At 63.3% G+C, this 18,034-nt stretch carries 22 protein-coding genes; 17 read left to right on the plus strand and 5 right to left on the minus strand.

Annotated features, from left to right (window positions below; translation table 11 throughout):
• Positions 1 to 139: 139 nt before the first annotated feature.
• From L610_RS08560 to L610_RS08570, 3 genes are read left to right on the plus strand one after another with little or no spacing between them, the layout of a single operon-like run.
• Positions 140 to 670: a MarR family winged helix-turn-helix transcriptional regulator gene (locus tag L610_RS08560; RefSeq protein ID WP_144704320.1), complete on the plus strand. Its 531-nt coding sequence runs from the start codon at positions 140 to 142 to the stop codon at positions 668 to 670.
• Between the two features lie 57 nt (positions 671 to 727).
• Positions 728 to 1,432 (plus strand): response regulator, encoded by a 705-nt coding sequence (locus L610_RS08565; protein WP_144704323.1) that lies wholly within the window; start codon positions 728 to 730, stop codon positions 1,430 to 1,432.
• Between the two features lie 33 nt (positions 1,433 to 1,465).
• The gene (locus L610_RS08570; protein ID WP_144704326.1) at positions 1,466 to 2,881 is read left to right on the plus strand and encodes an ATP-binding protein; all 1,416 of its coding nucleotides are present in this window, start codon (positions 1,466 to 1,468) and stop codon (positions 2,879 to 2,881) included.
• A gap of 24 nt (positions 2,882 to 2,905) precedes the next feature.
• Here the strand turns inward: L610_RS08570 and L610_RS08575 are convergent, their stop codons facing one another.
• The 3 genes from L610_RS08575 to L610_RS08585 form a co-directional block, all read right to left on the minus strand.
• Positions 2,906 to 3,265, minus strand: coding sequence for a tRNA-binding protein (locus L610_RS08575; RefSeq protein WP_144704329.1), 360 nt, complete (start codon positions 3,263 to 3,265; stop codon positions 2,906 to 2,908).
• Between the two features lie 4 nt (positions 3,266 to 3,269).
• A complete protein-coding gene (locus tag L610_RS08580; RefSeq protein WP_144704332.1) occupies positions 3,270 to 3,770 on the minus strand; it encodes a YbjN domain-containing protein in 501 nt (166 codons plus the stop codon).
• Between the two features lie 341 nt (positions 3,771 to 4,111).
• On the minus strand, positions 4,112 to 4,420 hold the full coding sequence (locus tag L610_RS08585) for an accessory factor UbiK family protein (protein WP_144704334.1): 309 nt from the start codon (positions 4,418 to 4,420) through the stop codon (positions 4,112 to 4,114).
• Positions 4,421 to 4,561: 141 nt separating this feature from the next.
• Here L610_RS08585 and lgt point away from each other — a divergent pair, with 141 nt between their 5' ends.
• From lgt to L610_RS08615, 6 genes are all read left to right on the plus strand, one after another.
• A complete protein-coding gene (lgt, locus tag L610_RS08590; protein ID WP_144704338.1) occupies positions 4,562 to 5,401 on the plus strand; it encodes a prolipoprotein diacylglyceryl transferase in 840 nt (279 codons plus the stop codon).
• The gene (locus L610_RS08595) at positions 5,398 to 6,486 is read left to right on the plus strand and encodes a class I SAM-dependent methyltransferase (protein WP_144704341.1); all 1,089 of its coding nucleotides are present in this window, start codon (positions 5,398 to 5,400) and stop codon (positions 6,484 to 6,486) included. Before lgt ends, L610_RS08595 begins: the two co-directional genes overlap by 4 nt.
• 98 nt (positions 6,487 to 6,584) lie before the next feature.
• Complete coding sequence (gene pgeF / locus L610_RS08600) at positions 6,585 to 7,379, plus strand: peptidoglycan editing factor PgeF (RefSeq protein WP_024849005.1); 795 nt, start codon at positions 6,585 to 6,587, stop codon at positions 7,377 to 7,379.
• Entirely contained in the window at positions 7,379 to 8,530 is a 1,152-nt protein-coding gene (locus L610_RS08605; protein ID WP_024849004.1) for a Xaa-Pro peptidase family protein, read from the plus strand. The genes pgeF and L610_RS08605 overlap by 1 nt, the downstream gene beginning before the upstream one ends.
• Positions 8,531 to 8,597: 67 nt before the next feature.
• Positions 8,598 to 9,152, plus strand: a complete 555-nt coding sequence (locus L610_RS08610; RefSeq protein ID WP_024849003.1) for a hypothetical protein — start codon at positions 8,598 to 8,600, stop codon at positions 9,150 to 9,152.
• Between the two features lie 147 nt (positions 9,153 to 9,299).
• Positions 9,300 to 10,232, plus strand: a complete 933-nt coding sequence (locus tag L610_RS08615; protein WP_024849002.1) for a ribose-phosphate pyrophosphokinase — start codon at positions 9,300 to 9,302, stop codon at positions 10,230 to 10,232.
• Here the strand turns inward: L610_RS08615 and L610_RS08620 are convergent.
• Positions 10,229 to 11,074, minus strand: a complete 846-nt coding sequence (locus tag L610_RS08620) for a helix-turn-helix domain-containing protein (RefSeq protein WP_144704343.1) — start codon at positions 11,072 to 11,074, stop codon at positions 10,229 to 10,231. The genes L610_RS08615 and L610_RS08620 overlap by 4 nt on opposite strands.
• 102 nt (positions 11,075 to 11,176) lie before the next feature.
• Between L610_RS08620 and L610_RS08625 the strand changes: the two genes are divergently transcribed.
• From L610_RS08625 to L610_RS08660, 8 genes are all read left to right on the plus strand, one after another.
• Positions 11,177 to 12,397, plus strand: coding sequence for an MFS transporter (locus tag L610_RS08625; protein WP_024849000.1), 1,221 nt, complete (start codon positions 11,177 to 11,179; stop codon positions 12,395 to 12,397).
• Positions 12,398 to 12,555: 158 nt separating this feature from the next.
• Positions 12,556 to 13,173 carry a 50S ribosomal protein L25/general stress protein Ctc gene (locus L610_RS08630; RefSeq protein WP_024848999.1) on the plus strand — a complete coding sequence of 206 codons (618 nt, stop codon included), beginning with the start codon at positions 12,556 to 12,558 and terminating at the stop codon, positions 13,171 to 13,173.
• A gap of 24 nt (positions 13,174 to 13,197) precedes the next feature.
• Complete coding sequence (gene pth / locus L610_RS08635; RefSeq protein WP_144704347.1) at positions 13,198 to 13,917, plus strand: aminoacyl-tRNA hydrolase; 720 nt, start codon at positions 13,198 to 13,200, stop codon at positions 13,915 to 13,917.
• An 8-nt stretch (positions 13,918 to 13,925) separates the two neighbouring features.
• On the plus strand, positions 13,926 to 14,462 hold the full coding sequence (locus L610_RS08640; RefSeq protein ID WP_024848997.1) for a dihydrofolate reductase family protein: 537 nt from the start codon (positions 13,926 to 13,928) through the stop codon (positions 14,460 to 14,462).
• Positions 14,463 to 14,500: 38 nt separating this feature from the next.
• On the plus strand, positions 14,501 to 15,091 hold the full coding sequence (locus tag L610_RS08645; RefSeq protein WP_024848996.1) for an exopolysaccharide biosynthesis protein: 591 nt from the start codon (positions 14,501 to 14,503) through the stop codon (positions 15,089 to 15,091).
• A 73-nt stretch (positions 15,092 to 15,164) separates the two neighbouring features.
• A complete protein-coding gene (gene ychF / locus L610_RS08650) occupies positions 15,165 to 16,268 on the plus strand; it encodes a redox-regulated ATPase YchF (RefSeq protein WP_024848995.1) in 1,104 nt (367 codons plus the stop codon).
• Positions 16,269 to 16,476: 208 nt separating this feature from the next.
• Positions 16,477 to 16,938 carry a MaoC family dehydratase gene (locus L610_RS08655; RefSeq protein WP_024848994.1) on the plus strand — a complete coding sequence of 154 codons (462 nt, stop codon included), beginning with the start codon at positions 16,477 to 16,479 and terminating at the stop codon, positions 16,936 to 16,938.
• Complete coding sequence (locus tag L610_RS08660) at positions 16,935 to 17,399, plus strand: MaoC family dehydratase (RefSeq protein ID WP_024848993.1); 465 nt, start codon at positions 16,935 to 16,937, stop codon at positions 17,397 to 17,399. Before L610_RS08655 ends, L610_RS08660 begins: the two co-directional genes overlap by 4 nt.
• A 28-nt stretch (positions 17,400 to 17,427) precedes the next feature.
• On the opposite strand, the gene L610_RS08665 is transcribed toward L610_RS08660, so the two are convergent.
• On the minus strand, positions 17,428 to 17,973 hold the full coding sequence (locus L610_RS08665) for an adenine phosphoribosyltransferase (protein WP_024848992.1): 546 nt from the start codon (positions 17,971 to 17,973) through the stop codon (positions 17,428 to 17,430).
• Positions 17,974 to 18,034 lie beyond the last annotated feature (61 nt).

The following is an 18,034-nucleotide window of genomic DNA, read 5'->3' on the forward strand; positions in this document are numbered from 1 at the left end:
ATTGAAGGAAGTTCCGGAAGCAGGTGTCCCGCTTTCCAATTCGTTCGCCATGGGCGTCGAACATTGACAAAAATTACCACCCGGACGAAAATATGTCAACATCACTGACATATTCGGACGGCAAGATGACTGAGGTGACATGACCAGCGAGCAAGCCACGGCAGCCTTTGCCGAATCCGAGACGGACAAAACGGCGGCCGACATCGACTTCGCGATCATCGAGGAGCTCTTCTTCGCCTATCGCGACTTCACGTCGGATCCTGACAAGCAGCTTGCGCAATATGGCTTCGGACGTGCCCATCACCGGATCGTCCACTTCGTCAATCGCCGGCCCGGCCTCACCGTGGCGGAGCTTCTGGAACTCCTGAAGATCACGAAACAGAGTCTTGCGCGCGTTCTCAAGCAGCTGATCGACGGCGGTTATATTGTCCAGGTACCGGGACCGCGCGATCGCAGGCAGCGTGAATTGCACCCGACGGAAAAAGGCCGCAAGCTGGCAATGGACCTGGCGATGCCGCAGTCACGCCGCATTGCACGGGCACTTGCTGAAACGTCCCCGCGTGATCGCGCGGTGATCGAGCGGTTTCTGTTGGATATGATGAACCCGGATTCGCGCGCCCAGATCGCGGCAGCTCCGAAGGACAGGATATCTCGGACGGGTCAGGAGTAGACCATCAGGCGCAAGCGCATTCGGCGAGTATGAGTAAGGGGCGAGGATGTACCTGCGATGACGCAAGATACTCAGATTCCGGGCGACGATGCCCCTCACCTCCTGGTGGTTGACGACGACACCCGCATCAGGACCCTGCTGAAGCAGTTCCTCACCGAAAATGGCTATCGCATTACCATTGCCGGCAGTGCCGACGAGGCGCGCCGCAAGCTGGTCGGCCTCGACTTCGACCTGATTGTCCTCGACGTGATGATGCCTGGTGAAACCGGCGTCGAGCTGACGCAGGCGCTACGCCAGGAAAAGTCAGTGCCGATCCTGATGCTCACCGCGCTGTCGGAGACCGACAACCGCGTCGAGGGGCTTGAGGCCGGCGCTGACGACTATCTGTCCAAGCCCTTCGACCCGCGCGAGCTGCTGCTGCGCATCAGCAACATCCTGCGCCGTGGCGGGCCGCAGCCGGTGCCGAAGCTCGAGCAGATCGTGTTCGGCCCCTACACGTTCCAGATCGCCAAGCGCGAGTTGAAGAAGGGCGGCCAGCCGCTGAAGCTCACTGATCGCGAGCAGGAAATCCTCGCCATATTCGCCCAGCGTGCCGGCGAGACGATCCCGCGCCACGAGCTGGTCGGCTCGGATGCCGAGGTCGGCGAGCGCACCATTGACGTCCAGATCAATCGCCTCAGGCGCAAGATCGAGCGCGACCCGTCCAATCCGGTGTGGCTCCAGACCGTGCGCGGTGTAGGATATCGCCTCAGCGTCGAGTAGCGGCGCAGGCAACGAAGCGACAGAAAGGGCAGCATGGCACGTTCCGAAACCACGGATTCCCGCGGTGCCGGATCGCGTGCCGAACGAGTCCGTTCCCGTGTCTATCCCCTCCTTCGTGGCCTGCGGCGGCTGCTGCCGAATTTCCAGCGGTACCTGCCGAAGCGCCTCTATGCGCGCTCGCTGATCATCGTCATCGCGCCAATGATCCTGTTCCAGTCGCTGGTGGCCTTCGTCTTCATGGAGCGCCACTGGCAGACGGTGACGGTGCGTCTGTCGACCGCGGTCGTGCGCGACATCGCGGCGGTTATCGACATGATCGAGACCTGGCCGACGACCGAGGACCAGACGGAAATCGTCCGCATCGCCCAGGAGCGGCTGCAGATGCGCATCGACATCCTGCCGCCCGACCCGCTGCCGTCGCCGGGGCCAAAGCCGTTTTTTTCGATCCTCGACCAGACGCTCAGCGAGCAGATCACCCAGCAGATCAACCGTCCGTTCTGGCTGGATACCGTTGGCAACTCCAGCATCGTCGAGATCCGCATCCGCCTTGAGGACAAGGTGCTGCGCGTATTTGCCCGCCGCAGCCACACCTACGCGTCGAACACGCACATCTTCCTGCTCTGGATGGCTGGCACGTCGGTGGTGCTGCTCGCCATCGCGGTGGCGTTTCTGCGAAACCAGATCCGCCCGATCCTGCAGCTCGCGGAGGCCGCCGAAAGCTTCGGCAAGGGCCGGCCGATGCCCGCCGATTTCCGCCCGCGTGGCGCGGAGGAGGTCCGGCGCGCCGGCGCCGCCTTCATCCAGATGCGCGAACGTATCGAGCGCCAGATCGAGCAGCGCACGGCGATGCTCACCGGCGTCAGCCACGACCTGCGCACCATCCTGACCCGGTTCAAGCTGCAACTTGCGCTTGGCGGCAACAGGCCAGACCGCGAGGCGCTGGACCAGGACATCAACGACATGCAGTCGATGCTGGAGGGCTACCTTGCCTTCGCGCGCGGCGAAGGCGGCGAGGATCCTGGGCTTTTCGATCTTGCTGCCTTCCTCGAAAAGCTGGTCGAGGAGGCACGGCTGCGCAAGCGCACGCTGACGACGTCACTATCCGGCAGCCCGGAAATCCACGTACGTCCGAACGCCTTCTCGCGCCTGTTGTCCAACATCGTCGGCAACGCGATGCGCTATGCCAGGAACATCGAGGTGAAGGCCTCGCATGCGCGCGGCTCGTTGCTCATCGTCATCGATGACGACGGCCCGGGCATCCCGCCAGAGAAGCGCGAGGATGTCTTCAAGCCGTTCCTACGCCTCGACACGGCGCGCAACCTGGACGCCAGCGGCACCGGCCTCGGGCTTTCGATCGCGCGCGACATCGCCCGCAGCCACGGCGGCGACATCACGCTCGATGACAGCCCTCTGGGCGGCCTCAGGGCGATCATCCGCATTCCGGCTTGATCGAAGTGTCGTGCAGGAAAGCTGCTAGTACAGCTTGCCGCCGTTCGGCACCTTCTTGTCGATGGCAGCCAGCACCACGTCGCCGTTCTCGTCCGAAAAGCCGAGCGTCAGCACTTCCGACATGAACCTGCCGATCTGGCGCGGCGGAAAATTCACCACCGCCATCACCTGGCGGCCGACAAGCGTCTCGGGCGTGTAGTGCCTGGTGATCTGCGCTGACGTCTTCTTCACGCCGATCTGCGGCCCGAAGTCGATCTTCATCTTGTATGCAGGCTTGCGAGCCTCGGGAAAAGGCTCGACCTCGATGATGGTACCGGCGCGAATGTCGACCCGGTCAAAGTCCGCATATTCGATCGGCGGACGAAGCTCACTCCCCCCGCTCATGGTGTCAGCAGGAACCCTTGGTCTCGAATAGAACGTTGGAGAGCGCGTCGCGCGCGGTCGAGCCGGACCAGACGACGAACTGGAATGCCTGGAAGTAGCATTCGCAGGCCTCGAGCGCCGACGACAGCAGCACCTCGACCTGCTGGCTGGTAGGCTCCGCGCCGCCTGCGAGCAGCAGCGACTGGCGGAACATGATCGCCCCTTCCTGTTCCCACAGGTCGAAATGGCCGAACAGCATCTGTTCGTTGATGAGCGACAGCAGGCGCATCACCTCGAGGGTACGGTTCTCGGGCACCTTGAGATCGAAGGCACATGCCAGATGGAGAGCCTCGAAATCCTCCATCCAGGAAAAGGACACGTGATAGTCGGTCCAGTTTCCGATCACGGAAATCGAGATCTCATCGTCCCCGGTGCGTTCGAAGGACCAGTCGTTCATGTTGGCCACATGCTCGATGACGTCCACCGGATGCAGATCTCGAGCAAGGTCCAGTTCAAGCAGGCTCATGAAGAGTCTCTTCCCACAGGCAATAATAAGGGCACCGTATGCGTTCACATGGAGCGCATCCGCTATGAAACACCGGTACAGAAGGAAGGCCGGAGGCGAGCTACGCACACAATGCTCGTCCGGGCCAAGCCACCCGTTGCCTTCGAGCCGTCAAATCAGCGTCTCGAATCATGCAACAAATTCAGTCTATTGATGCAGAGTCGCGTGAACAGCCCCTTTTTTGGGGAACTGGCGAACCGGGTGTGGATAGAGATTCAGAACCTGATTCAAAGGCAGAGTCTAACCGACTCTGCCGTAACGCTTTTTTCACCTTAGGGGATGTGGAAAAGAAACTGCCCGGATCAGGAAGATTTTTTCGTCCGCGAGCCCGGCTTGGCAGTTTCGGCAGTACCTGACGCCGCCGCACCCAGTTGTGCCTCGAGTTCAGAGACTCGATTTGCCAGCTTTTCGTTGTCGGCACGCAGCTTCAGGACCATGTCGCGAACCACCTCGAACTCCTCGCGCTGGACCACGTCCATGGAGTTCAGGATGCGCTCGGCCTGACTGCGGAACGCCGTCTCGACTTCCCGGCGCACGCCCTGAGCTGCACCCGCAGCATCCGTCATCAGCTTGGCAAATTCATCGAGAATGCGGTTCGGTCCGGTCGTCATGGCAAAAGCCTCGCTAGAGAATACAGGACGGAAGTAGTGCCCTGTGCCAGCGAATGCAAGGCGAATGGAAGGCCCCGCGCCTTGACCTGATCCGGCCGGACGATCATATGGGAACGAGCGCAACCGGCCGGGAATCCAGACTTGAGCGACGACCTTCTCCTGCCTCTCGCTGCCCTGCCCTTCCCCCAGATTGACCCGGTCATCGTCCAGCTCGGTCCGCTCGCGATCCACTGGTACGGGTTGGGTTATGTGGTGGGGTTGCTGTTCGGCTGGTGGTACGCCAAGCGCATCGTCACCAATCCTAAGCTCTGGGGTCCCAAAGGCTCGCCAATCACGGCCGCGGACATCGATGACTTCCTGCTCTGGGCCGCGGCCGGCGTGGTTCTGGGCGGCCGCCTCGGCTACATCCTGTTCTACGACTTCGCCAAATACGCCGAGAACCCGGCCAGCATCTTCGCGGTATGGGAGGGCGGCATGTCGTTCCATGGCGGCCTCACCGGCGTCACCGTCGCCATGATCGCCTTCGCGCTGAAGCGCGGCTTCAGTCCCTGGAGCCTGTTCGACGTGATTGCCGCAAGCGCTCCCGTCGGCTTTGGGCTGGTCCGCGTCACTAACTTCATCAATTCCGAGCTTTGGGGCCGTCCGACCGACGTGCCGTGGGGCATCATTTTCCCGAACGGCGGGCCAGAGCCGCGCCATCCGAGCCAGCTCTACGAGGCCTTCCTCGAAGGCTTCGTGCTGTTCTTCCTGCTGCGCCTCCTCACACACTCCGCGCTCAAGCTGAAGCAGCCCGGCTTCGTCGCCGGCGCGATGATCGCGGGCTATGGCTGCGCCCGCATCTTTGTCGAGTTCTTCCGCCAGCCGGATGCGCATATCGGCTATCTCGCCGGCAACTGGCTGACCATGGGCATGATCCTGTCGACCCCGATGGTGCTGATCGGCATCTGGGCAATGCTGCGCGCACGGTCGGTGCCCGCATGACGGCGCTGAAGGAACGACTGAAGCAGCTGATTGCCACCACCGGGCCGATTTCGGTCTCGGAATACATGGCAATGTGCCTGTTCGACCCGACAGACGGCTACTACACGACGCGCGAGCCGTTCGGCGTCTCCGGCGACTTCATCACCTCGCCGGAGATCAGCCAGATGTTCGGCGAGCTAGTCGGCGTCTGGGCCTATTCCGCATGGATCGCCGCTGGAAAGCCGGTGCCCTTCACCTTCGCCGAGATCGGCCCCGGCCGCGGCACGCTGATGATCGACATGCTGCGCACGATCGACCGGCTCGATCCCGGCTTCATCGCCACGGCGCGCATTGCGCTGATCGAGGCGAGCCCGCGGCTCACTGAAATCCAGCGCGAAAGGTTCGCGACTGCTGGCCGCGCCAAGCCGAGCTGGTACACGCAGGTTTCCGACCTGCCTGATGGTCCGCTCTTCGTCATCGCGAATGAGCTGTTCGACGCAATGCCGGTGCGCCAGTTCGTAAATACCGAACAGGGCTGGCGCGAACGCATGGTCGCGCTCGACGAGGCTGGCGAACTCTGCTTCTCCGCGGGTCTGGCCAGCATCGATCTGGCGCTGCTACCTACCGGCAAGGAGGCGGAGATCGGCGCGATCTTCGAGGCCGCGCCTGCCCGCTCGGCGCTGATGGCGGAGCTTTCGACGCGCATTGCGACGAACGGCGGCGCCGGGCTGTTCATCGACTACGGCCACCTCGAGCCCGGCTTCGCCGACACGCTGCAGGCGATGAAGGCTCATGCTTATGACGACGTCTTCGCCCATCCCGGCGAGGCGGACCTGACGACCCATGTAGACTTCGCCGCACTGGTCGCGGTGGCTCAAGCCAGTGGGCTCAGGCCACGGCTCTGCACGCAAGGCGATTTCCTCCTGCGCATGGGTCTGCTCGAACGCGCCGGCGCTCTCGGCAGCAAGGCTGGCGAAGACGTTCGCGAGCGGCTGCGCGGCGAAGTCGAACGCCTTGCCGGCCCGGTCCAGATGGGCAGCCTGTTCAAGGTGCTGGCAGTGTCGCCCGAAAACGTCGCGCTGCCGGGCTTCGATCCGGCGGATTGACTTTCACCCGCCCCCTGCCCCACGATCCGCGCCGCAAAACGCAGCCGGCAAGAAACGAAACCAGGCGCCTCGGCGACTTGAAACGATAAGGACGGCACATGCTGGAAGCTGTTCGACCGGATCCGCTCCGGTCTCCCGAACTCGAACGGTTTGCCTCGAATGGGATCAGGCACGGCTTCTTCACCCGGGTCGGGGGCGTCTCCGAAGGAATCTATCGCGGGCTGAACGCCGGCGTCGGCTCGAATGACGCGCCGGAAAAGGTCGCGGAAAACCGCGCCCGCATCGCAAACTGGATGGGCGTGCCACCGACGCACCTCGTCACCCTCTATCAGGTCCACTCGGCCGACGCGCTCGTCGTGCGGGAACCGTTTTCGGGCGATCGCCCCAAAGCGGATGCAATGGTCACCGACACCCCCGGCATTGCGCTTGGTGTCCTGACCGCCGATTGCGGCCCGGTGCTGTTCGCCGATCCGCAGGCACAGGTGATCGGCGCGGCTCATGCCGGCTGGAAGGGCGCGTTCACTGGCGTTCTCGAGGCAACCATTGAGGCGATGGAGAAGCTGGGCGCTAACCGGGAGAACATCACGGCTGTGCTCGGCCCATCGATCAGCGTCGCGAACTACGAGGTCGGCCCCGAATTCGTCGCCCGCTTCGTCGATGCGGACCCGGCCAACGCGGTCTGGTTCAAGCCGTCGGCGAAGGATGGCCATTCCATGTTCGACCTCAACGGCTATACGGTCGATCGACTTTCGAAGGCTGGCGTCATTGCCAGCATGCTCAGCCGCTGCACTTACGCGGAAGAAGAGCTGTTTTTCTCCTACCGGCGCACCACGCACCGCGGGGAGCCCGATTACGGACGCCAGATTTCGGCAATTGCACTGGAGGCCAGCTGATGGCGCTGCATTTCGACAGGACTGAATTTGACGCGCGACGCGACCGGCTGGTCATCGAGATGGCGGATCGCAAGCTCGATGCCATGCTCATCTTCGCGCAGGAGAGCATGTACTGGCTGACAGGCTACGACACCTTCGGCTTCTGCTTCTTCCAGTGCCTCGTCGTGAAGGCCGATGGCTCCATGATCCTGATGACGCGCTCGGCGGACCTGCGCCAGGCGCGTCACACTTCCACGCTCGACAACATCGTCGTGTGGACGGACCGCGACGGCGCCAACCCCGCCGCGGACCTGCGCAACCTCCTCAACGACCTCGACCTCCTCGGCTGCCGCATCGGCATCGAGTACGACACGCACGGCCTGACCGCGAAGAACGGTCGCCTGCTCGATGAGGAGATGAAGACCTTCGCGACGACTGAGGATGCCTCCTCGATCATCCCGCGCCTGCGCCTCTACAAGAGCGAGGCCGAGATCGCGAAGGTGGAGAAGGCCGCGGCACTCGCCGACGACGCCCTCGATGCGGCACTTCCGCTGATCCGGCAAGGTGGCGACGAAGGTGCGATCCTCGCTGCCATGCAGGGCGCGATCTTTGCTGGTGGTGGCGACTATCCGGCCAATGAGTTCATCATCGGCTCGGGCGCCGACGCGCTGCTGTGCCGCTACAAGGCCGGCCGCCGCAAGCTCAACAAGAACGACCAGCTGACGCTGGAGTGGGCGGGCGTCTACCACCACTATCATGCGCCGATGATGCGCACGATCCTGACCGGCAAAGCGTCCAAACGGCATCAGGAGCTCTACGAGGCTGCCCATGCCGCCCTGCTCGCAGTCGAGAAGGTGATGACCCCCGGCAAGACGTTCGGCGACGTCTTCGACGCGCATGCAAAGGTCATGGAAGCAGCTGGCCTCACCCGCCACCGGCTAAATGCTTGCGGCTATTCGGTCGGCGCGCGCTTTACGCCGTCCTGGATGGACATGCCGATGTTCTATGCGGGCAATCCCGAGCCGATCATGCCGGGCATGACGCTTTTCGCGCACATGATCATCATGGATTCGGACACAGAGACTGCCATGACGCTCGGGCGTACCTATCTCACCACCGAGGGCGAGCCCCGGGCACTCTCGCGGCATGGCCTCGACTTGATCGTTCAATAATTTCATAATACTCGGCTCACGAAGGGCCGAGGCCTCGCAACGAGGCGACAGTCTCCGGAGGAAGCAGGTGGCAAGGATACCGCCCCTTTCGATCGTGATTTGCGCCGCAGCGCTGCTTTCCGCGTGCACCAGTTCGAAGGACGTTCTCGAGCCTTCCGCGCTGCTCGGCACGGGCGGCGGCTCGGCTGAGAGCCCGGCGCAGTTCCCGATCAACGACCAGACCCAACAGCAGGCAGCGCCGCAGACTGCGGCGGTGGCTTCGAATGCGCGTATCCAGATCGAGCCAATCATCGGCGCGACGGAAGCCGCCTCGAGGCCACTCGCATCCCGTCTGTCCAGCCAGGCCAGTACCCGCGGCCTGAAGCTCGTCAGCGACTCCTCGGCAACGCACATCCTCAAGGGCTACTTTTCGGCCATCACCGAGAACGGCGAGACGACGGTCATCTACGTGTGGGACGTGGTCGACCCGAGCGGCACGCGCGTCCACCGCATCCAGGGCAAGAGCAAGAACGTGGCGCAGGGCGGCGAAGGCTGGGCCTCGGTACAGGTGCCGACGATGGAGGCAATCGCCGACCAGACCCTCGACGAGCTCGCTGCGTGGCTCGCCGCGCGCCCGAGCTGATGCCGCATGCGGCAGCGGCACACTGACGCGCTTACGCAACGGTTCCCCCGGGAATCTGATCAAAAGCGGAAGAAGATCACCCTCAACTCTTGCATTACCCGCCCGCGGCGTTAAAAGCCGCCCCATATCCTTCCCCGGGGAAAATCTATGAAACTCTTCGCTGGCAACTCAAATCGGGTCCTGGCTGAAGCCGTCGCCCGTTATCTCAACATACCTATGGGCAAGGCGAGCGTCCGCCGGTTCGCCGATCAGGAGATCTTCGTCGAGATCCAGGAAAACGTGCGCGGCGAAGACGTCTTCGTTCTTCAGTCAACCTCGTATCCGGCAAACGATCACCTGATGGAATTGCTCATCATGATCGATGCGTTCCGCCGGTCTTCCGCCCGCCGCATCACCGCCGTGATCCCCTACTTCGGCTATGCCCGTCAGGATCGCCGCGCTTCGGGCCGAACCCCGATCTCCGCAAAGCTCGTCGCCAACCTCATCACGCAGGCCGGCGCTGACCGCGTTCTCACCCTCGACCTTCATGCCGGCCAGATCCAGGGTTTCTTCGACATCCCGACCGACAACCTCTTCGCCGTGCCGGTCCTCGCCCGCGACGTGAAGCGCAACTACGAGCTGCCGAACGTCATGGTCGTCTCGCCGGACGTCGGCGGCGTGGTCCGCGCCCGCTCGCTGGCCAAGCGCCTCGATGCCCTGCTCGCCATCGTCGACAAGCGCCGCGAGAAGCCGGGCGAGTCCGAGGTCATGAACATCATCGGCGACGTCCGCGGCAAGGACTGCCTCCTGATCGACGACATCGTCGACTCCGGCGGCACGCTCTGCAACGCGGCTGACGCGCTGCTGGCCAACGGCGCAACCAGCGTTACGGCCTACATCACCCACGGCGTGCTGTCGGGCGGCGCGGTTGCCCGCATCACCTCCTCCGCGCTCAAGGAGCTGGTCATCACCGACTCGATCCAGCCGACTTCGGCTGTCGAGGCAGCGCACAACATCCGCATCGTCACGATTGCCGACCTGATCGGCGAGGCGATCTCGCGTACTGCCAGCGAGCAGTCCGTCTCCAGCCTGTTCGACTAAGGCTGCGTATTCCGGCCGTCCCCGCTCTGGCGACGCAGATAGTCGCGCGGGGACGCCCCTAGCATCCGGCGAAACATCGTCGTGAATGCCGGCGCGCTGTCATACCCAAGATCCAGCGCCAGCTCGGTAACCGAAACTCCCTCCGCGAGCCGCGGCAAGGCCGCAAACAGCGTTGCCTGCTGCCTCCAGACGGAAAGGCTTAGCCCCGTCTCCGTCACAAATGCGCGCGTAAAGCTGCGGCGGCTCATACCGGCCTGCCGCGCCCAGTCATCGATCGTCGCGCGTGGCGATGGCGACGCGATGAACGCGCGGCACAGCTTTGCAAGCCTAGGATCTGCCGGAAACGGCAATCCAAATGGCCTCTTCGGAAGCCGCGGGATTTCGTGCAGGATCAGCTCCATGACCGCACTGCCGCGCCGGTCGTCGGGCTCCGCCTTGCCGATCTCGACCGCCTCGATGATGAGGCTGCGCATCAAGTCCGTCATCGCAAGGACGCATACGCTGTCAGGCAGGCCATCGAGCGTGCCAGGTGCGACATAGGCCGAGCGCATGCGAACGAACCCGAGAGTCTCGACGGAATGCTCGATCCCTGCGGGGATCCACATCGCATGGTCGGGCGGAACCATCCATCGCCCCTGCGCCGTCGAGACCATCACGACACCCGTCAGCGCGTGCAGGAGCTGCGCGCGGCCGTGCTTGTGGCTCTTGACCCTGAATCCGTCGGGATAGTCGCTGGCAATCGCCAGCACCGCGCCCTCGGCCGTGTCGATCCAGTCGAGATGGTTCTGCAGTCGCGTTCTCGCGGCCGCTTGTGTCACTGCCTCGTCCTGACTGGTGGTCATGCTGCGGTGGCCCACTTGCGTAAGAAATCGACCAAACCACGAAGGACGTACGCATGCAATGCTCGTAGACGTTAGGGCAAGAAGCTGCGAGGAGCTCCGATCTTGACCGACATTGCCGCTGGCGCCCGCGCGCCCCGCGCCGAGAGTACCGTCTATCCCGTTCTGCTGGCGGTCTGCCTCTGCCACTTCATCAACGACGTGATGCAGTCGCTGCTGTCGGCCATCTATCCGATGCTCAAGGCAGACTACGGCCTCGACTTCTGGCAGATCGGCCTGCTCACCTTCACCTTCCAGTTCACCGCATCGCTTCTGCAGCCGATGATCGGCCTCTACACCGACAAGAAGCCGATGCCTCAGTCGCTGCCTGTCAGCAGTGCCTCGACCTGCTGCGGCTTGCTGCTGCTCGCCTTTTCGACGACCTATCCGATGCTGATCCTCGGCGCCGGCCTCATTGGCATCGGCTCCGCGATCTTCCATCCCGAGGCTTCGCGCGTTGCGCGTATGGCGTCCGGCGGACGCTACGGCCTCGCGCAGTCGGTGTTCCAGGTCGGCGGCAATACTGGTACGGCGCTGGGCCCGCTCCTCGCGGCCTTCATTGTCGTGCCGCGCGGGCAGACCAGTGTTGCCTGGTTCATTGTCCTTGCGCTGATCTCGATGGTCGTTCTGCGCCAGGTCGGCAACTGGTACGGACGCTACCAGAAGGCCAACGGCAAGAAGGCCGCGGCGAGCAAAACACTGCCGGTGTCGAAGAAGCGCGTGGTCCAGACGCTGGTGATCCTGACGCTGCTCGTCTTCAGCAAGAACGTCTATCTCGCGAGCATCAGCAGCTATTACACCTTCTTCCTGATAGAGAAGTTTTCGCTCGATGTGCAGCAGGCGCAGATGATGCTGTTCCTGTTCCTCGGCGCGGTTGCGGTCGGCACCATCCTCGGCGGCCCGATCGGCGACCGCATCGGCGCCAAGAACGTCATCTGGGTCTCGATCCTTGGCGTGCTGCCCTTCACGCTTGCCCTGCCCTATGCTGACCTGTTCTGGAGCGGCGTGCTGACGATGATCGTCGGCCTGGTGCTGGCATCCGCCTTCCCGGCGATCGTGGTCTTTGCGCAGGAATTGCTGCCGGGCCGAGTCGGCCTTGTCGGCGGCATCTTCTTCGGCCTGTCCTTCGGCATGGGTGGCTTGGGCGCAGCCGCGCTCGGCGTCCTGGCGGACGTCAGGGGCATCGAGTGGGTTTATTCGGTCTGCTCGTTCCTGCCGATGATCGGCCTGCTAACGGTATTCCTGCCGTCGATGAAGGAACTGCGTTCCGGCCGGGTTGATGCCTGACTCAGGTTGCACCGGCGAGCCGCTTCGGTTATAGCACCGCCACCCGTGCAGACACCCTTGGAGGCAGCACGGGGCGGATCGGCTGTGCCCAACACGGCCGGTTTGGCGTTTTCGGGCCAGCCCGGGAACACTCCAGTTTTGAAACGAAAGGAAATGCCATGAGCCAGACCTACGAGCTCAAGGCCGAGACGCGCGATACGGTCGGTAAGGGGTCCGCCCGTGCACTGCGTCGCAACGGCAAAGTCCCCGCCGTCATCTACGGCGACAAGCAGGCTCCGCTCTCGATCGCGCTGAGCTACAAGGACGTCTACTACAAGATTCACGGCGGCGGGTTCATGACCACGATCGCCACGATCGACGTCGACGGTCAGAAGATTCAGGTCCTCCCCAAGGCCTACCAGCTTGATCCGGTTCGCGACTTCCCGATCCACGTCGACTTCCTGCGCGTCAGCAAGAACACCACCGTCACGGTGCAGATCCCGGTGCGCTTCATCAATGAAGAGCAGTCGGCCGGCATCAAGCGCGGCGGCGTGCTGAACATCGTCCGTCACGAGATCGAAGCTCACGTCCCGGCCAACAAGATCCCGGACTTCATCGAGGTTGATCTGGCCGGTACCGATCTCGGCGACTCGATCCACATCTCCGCGGTCAAGCTTCCGGAAGGCGTTCAGCCGACCATCACCGACCGCGACTTCACCATCGCGACGATTGCAGCCCCGGCCGGCCTCAAGTCTGAGGAAGGCGAGGAAGCTGCTGCCGCCGAAGGCGAAGAGTAAGGCTCCCGGGCTGGGAGAACCGTCATGCTGCTCATTGCAGGCCTCGGCAATCCCGGCTCGAAATACGAGAACAACCGGCACAATGTCGGCTTCATGGCGGTGGACGCGATTGCCCACCGCCATTCGTTTTCTCCCTGGTCGAAGAAGTTCCAGGGGCTTGTCGCCGAAGGGCGCATCGGCGGCGAGAAGTTGTTGCTGCTCAAGCCGCAGACTTTCATGAACCTGTCCGGCCAGTCGGTCGGCGAAGCCATGCGCTTCCACAAGATCGAACCGTCGCAGCTGATCGTCCTTTACGACGAACTCGACCTGCCGCCCGGCAAGGTCCGCGTGAAGACGGGCGGCGGCGCAGGCGGCCATAACGGCATCCGCTCCATCGACGCGCATTGCGGCAAGGAATACCGCCGCGTTCGCATCGGCATCGGCCATCCGGGCATCAAGGAAATGGTGACGCACCATGTCCTCGGAGACTTCGCCAAGGCCGACCACGAATGGCTGGATCCCCTGCTCGAGGCGATCGCCGCCGAGATCGACAAGCTGGTCGCCGGTGACGACAACGGCTTCATGAGCAAGCTGGCCATCGCCCTGCGCGGCTCGGAGCCATCACCGGCAAAGCCGGAGAAAAAGCCTGAGCCGAAGGGACAGAGCCACATCCGCCAGGCACGCCCGCAAAAGCCGGCGATGAACATTCCTGACAAAGGCCCGATGGCCGAGATGCTAAGGAAGCTCTTTGGCAACAAGGAGTGATTCCTGCCATGAGCAACGATGTCATCTACATGTTCGCAATGAGCCTCGATGGCTTCATCGCGAGACCCGACGGGGCGTTTGACTGGCTTGATAATTATCCGGCCGACGCGGACTACGACTTCGACAGCTTTCTCGACTCGCTAAGCGGTATCGTCATGGGCCGCGGCTCCTACGAGGCTGCGCGCGGCGGCGGCAGATGGGACTACGGCCGCTGGCCCGTCACCGTCGCCACCAGCCGTGCAATTGAGGATGCGCCGGAGGGCGTCCAGGCGTTATCCGGCTCGCCTGCCGATCTGCTCGCGAACCTTCGTGAACGCGGAGCGGCTGGGCGCATCTGGCTGTTTGGCGGCGGCGACCTCGTCCAACAGTTCCTGCGCGACGGTCTCCTCGACACGATCGAGATCGGCACCATCCCGGTGATCCTCGGCAAGGGCCTTCCGGCCTTCGGACATCCAGGGCGCGACGTCTGGCTCGACCTCGACTTCGCCAAGCCGCTTGCAAACGGGGCAATCCATTCGCGCTACAGGGTCAAGCGAGACGCCTGACCGCTGGAACCTTGTGCGCCTCGGAGCCTTTCTGCGGCATGGAGAACAACAGCAGTCCTGAATCGGTCGTCGAGGTGCTCGACTGCGTCGAAGACGCGGCAAAAGGCGCCGACCGGGTTTCCCTCGCCGATGTGGTCGACCGCATCGGCGATGGCGCGTTCCCGCCGCTGATCCTCCTGCCTGCCCTCATCATGATCTCGCCGCTGACGGCAATCTTCGGCGTGGCGACCATCTGTGCGGTCGCGATTGCCCTCACCGCCGTCCAGATGATGATTGCGCGTGAGAAACTGTGGCTGCCCGACTTCATCCTGCGCGCCACCCTGCCCAGCAGCCGGATCGATCAGATTGTTTCCTGGCTCAACCGCCCCGCGAGGGTTGTCGATGGCGTCATCGACCGCCGCCTCTCGGCTCTGGTCGTCGCGCCGTTCGATCGCCTCTGGGCGCTGCTGTGCTTTACCCTTGCTTTGATGGTCCCGGCGCTTGAGCTGGTGCCGATGTCGGCGACGATCATCGCCGCTGCCATTGCCCTGTTTGCACTGGCGATGCTGGCACGTGACGGGCTGCTCGCCTTGCTGGGACTCGTCGTTCTGGGCGGCGCGATTTGGCTGCTCTGGAGCCTTGCGACCTGACGAGGGGTTGACGATCCGCCCCCCTATCGCCCATAGCCTGTCTCAATTTTCCATCACCTGACAGGACCAGATCATGGGCTTCAAATGCGGCATCGTCGGGCTGCCCAATGTCGGCAAGTCGACGCTGTTCAACGCGCTGACACGCACGGCGGCAGCGCAGGCGGCGAACTATCCCTTCTGCACCATTGAGCCGAACACCGGTGAGGTTGCGGTTCCCGATCTGCGCATGCAGCAGATCGCCAAGGTCGCCGGCTCCAAGGAAATCATTCCAACCCGCATCTCCTTCGTCGACATCGCCGGCCTCGTGCGCGGAGCATCGAAGGGCGAAGGCCTCGGCAACCAGTTCCTCGCCAACATCCGCGAGGTGGACGCCATCGTCCACGTGCTGCGCTGCTTCGAGGACGACGACATCACCCACGTCGAGGGCCGCATCGATCCGGTCGCGGACGCCGAGACCGTCGAGACCGAGCTGATGCTCGCCGACCTCGACAGCCTCGAGCGCCGCATCGTCCAGATCCGCAAGCGCGCAACCGGCAAGGACAAGGAAGCGCTGACCATCCTGCCGGTCATGGAACAGGCGCTGGAGTTGCTGCAGAACGGCAAGCCGGTCCGCATGATGCTCAAAGGCATCTCGTCGGAGGAGCTTGCGATCCTCAAGACCCTGAACCTCCTCACCTCCAAGCCGGTCCTCTATGTCTGCAACGTCGCAGAGGCGGAAGCCGCTACCGGCAACGAGCACACCAGGAAGGTTGCCGAAATGGCCGCCGAGCAGGGCGCACGCACCGTCATCATCTCGGCCGCGATCGAGGCCGAGGTTGCCCAGCTGCCGGACGAGGAAGCGAAGGAATTCCTGACCGAAATGGGTCTCGAGGAACCGGGCCTCGACCGCCTGATCCGCGCTGGCTACGAACTGCTCGACCTCATCACCTACTTCACGGCAGGCCCCAAGGAGACGCGCGCCTGGACGATCGTGAAGGGTACCAAGGCGCCGCAGGCTGCCGGCGTGATCCACACCGATTTCGAGCGCGGTTTCATCCGCGCCCAGACGATCGCCTACAACGACTATGTCACCCTTGGCGGCGAAGCCGGCGCCAAGGAGGCCGGCAAGGCCCGGGACGAAGGCAAGGAATATGTCGTGCAGGACGGCGACGTCCTGCTCTTCAAGTTCAACGTCTGACGGCGAACCAAGGCGGCCTGCGGGCCGCCTTTTCCGTTTAGGGACCAAAGCCCAAGCAAGAACGCTCCGTAGCTCCAGCGCCTGGCCGCGGACCTTCCCTGCCCCTTCCTGTCACACGCCCTGCCAGATAGAGTGCACGGCCTTCGCCGGTTGCAATGCATTACCGCATCCGGCAAACTGATTGTTCAAGCTTGAACAGGATTTGCAGATGACCACGAAGAAGTGGGCGTTCGAGAATTTTCAGGAGGGCATGACCCTCGACCTCGGCGAGAAGCACGTCACCGCGGAGGAGATCATCGAATTCGCCTCCGAGTTCGACGCCCAGCCGATGCATCTCGACGAGCAAGCCGGCAAGGCCTCCATCCTGGGCGGCCTCGCCGCCTCCGGCTGGCACAGCTGCGCGATGCTGATGCGCCTGATGTGCGACGCTTTCCTGCTCGACTCGACCTCCCAGGGCGCACCCGGCATCGACTATGTGCGCTGGATGCGCCCGGTGCTAGCCGGTGACACCCTCCGCGGCACGATGACGGTGCTGGCGACACGGCTTTCGAATTCGCGCCCTGACCTCGGCTTCGTCACCGTGCGCCATGACCTGACGAACCAGAACGGCGACGTGGTCATGCAGTGCAAGCATACCGGAATGTTCCTCAAGCGGGAGGCAGCAGCATGACTTTCGACGAGCGCCTCCGCATCGGTGAGGCCGTCACTCTCGGCACGCACACCTTCACCGCCGAGGAGATCAAGGCTTTCGCCAAGAAATTTGACCCGCAGCCATTCCACAGCGACGAGGACGCGGCGCGTGGCACGGTATTCGGCTCGCTGTGCGCCTCGGGCTGGCACACCTGCGCAAACTGGATGAAGTACAATCTCCTGCAACAGGAAGAAGAGCGACGGAACGGCCTATGGACGGCTGACTGGCCGGTATTCGGCCCCTCCCCCGGCTTCGAGAACCTGAAGTGGCTGCGGCCCGTCTACGCCGGCGAGACGATCACCTTTACCCGCAAGGCCGTCTCGCATCGGTCACTTGCCTCCCGGCCCGGCTGGCGCCTGCTGACACTTGAAGGCGAAGCCTACAACGAGGACGGCACCAAGGTTCTCAGCTTCGAGAACGTCGTCCTGGTCCAGGAATAAGAAAGGCGGCTCAAGGCCGCCTTTTTCGTCAGTCGCCGTCGAAGGCAATCAACGTTCGCACCGGAACGCCCAGCGCCTCGAGCTTCTTGCGCCCACCAAGGTCCGGCAGGTCGATCACGAAGCAAGCGGCAACGATATCCGCCCCGATCTGGCGCAGCAGTTTCACGGCGGCCTCCGCGGTGCCGCCGGTGGCGATCAGATCGTCGACGATGATCACCTTCTCGCCGGGCTCGAGCGCGTCGCGGTGCATCTCCATCTCGTCGATGCCGTACTCCAGGCTGTAGGCCACGCGCACGGTCTCGAACGGCAGCTTGCCCTTCTTGCGGATCGGCACGAAGCCGCATGATAGCTGGTGAGCCATCGCGCCGCCGAGGATGAAACCGCGCGCCTCAATGCCCGCAATCTTTTCGATATCTGCCCCGGAATAGGGCTTTACGAGCTCATCAACTGCCAGCCGGAACGCGGCCGGATCACCCAGCAGGGTCGTAATATCGCGGAACTGAACTCCCGGCTTCGGATAGTCGGAGATCGTGCGAATGGCGGAAAGGAGAGTTTCCTCGACGGAGTTGGACATCGGCGCTTCCCTGATTGCCGGACATGATTGCCCTGATCGGCGGCAAAAGAAAAGGGCGGCA

The organism is Aminobacter sp. J44, assembly GCF_007829415.1.
Lineage (GTDB): Bacteria > Pseudomonadota > Alphaproteobacteria > Rhizobiales > Rhizobiaceae > Aerobium.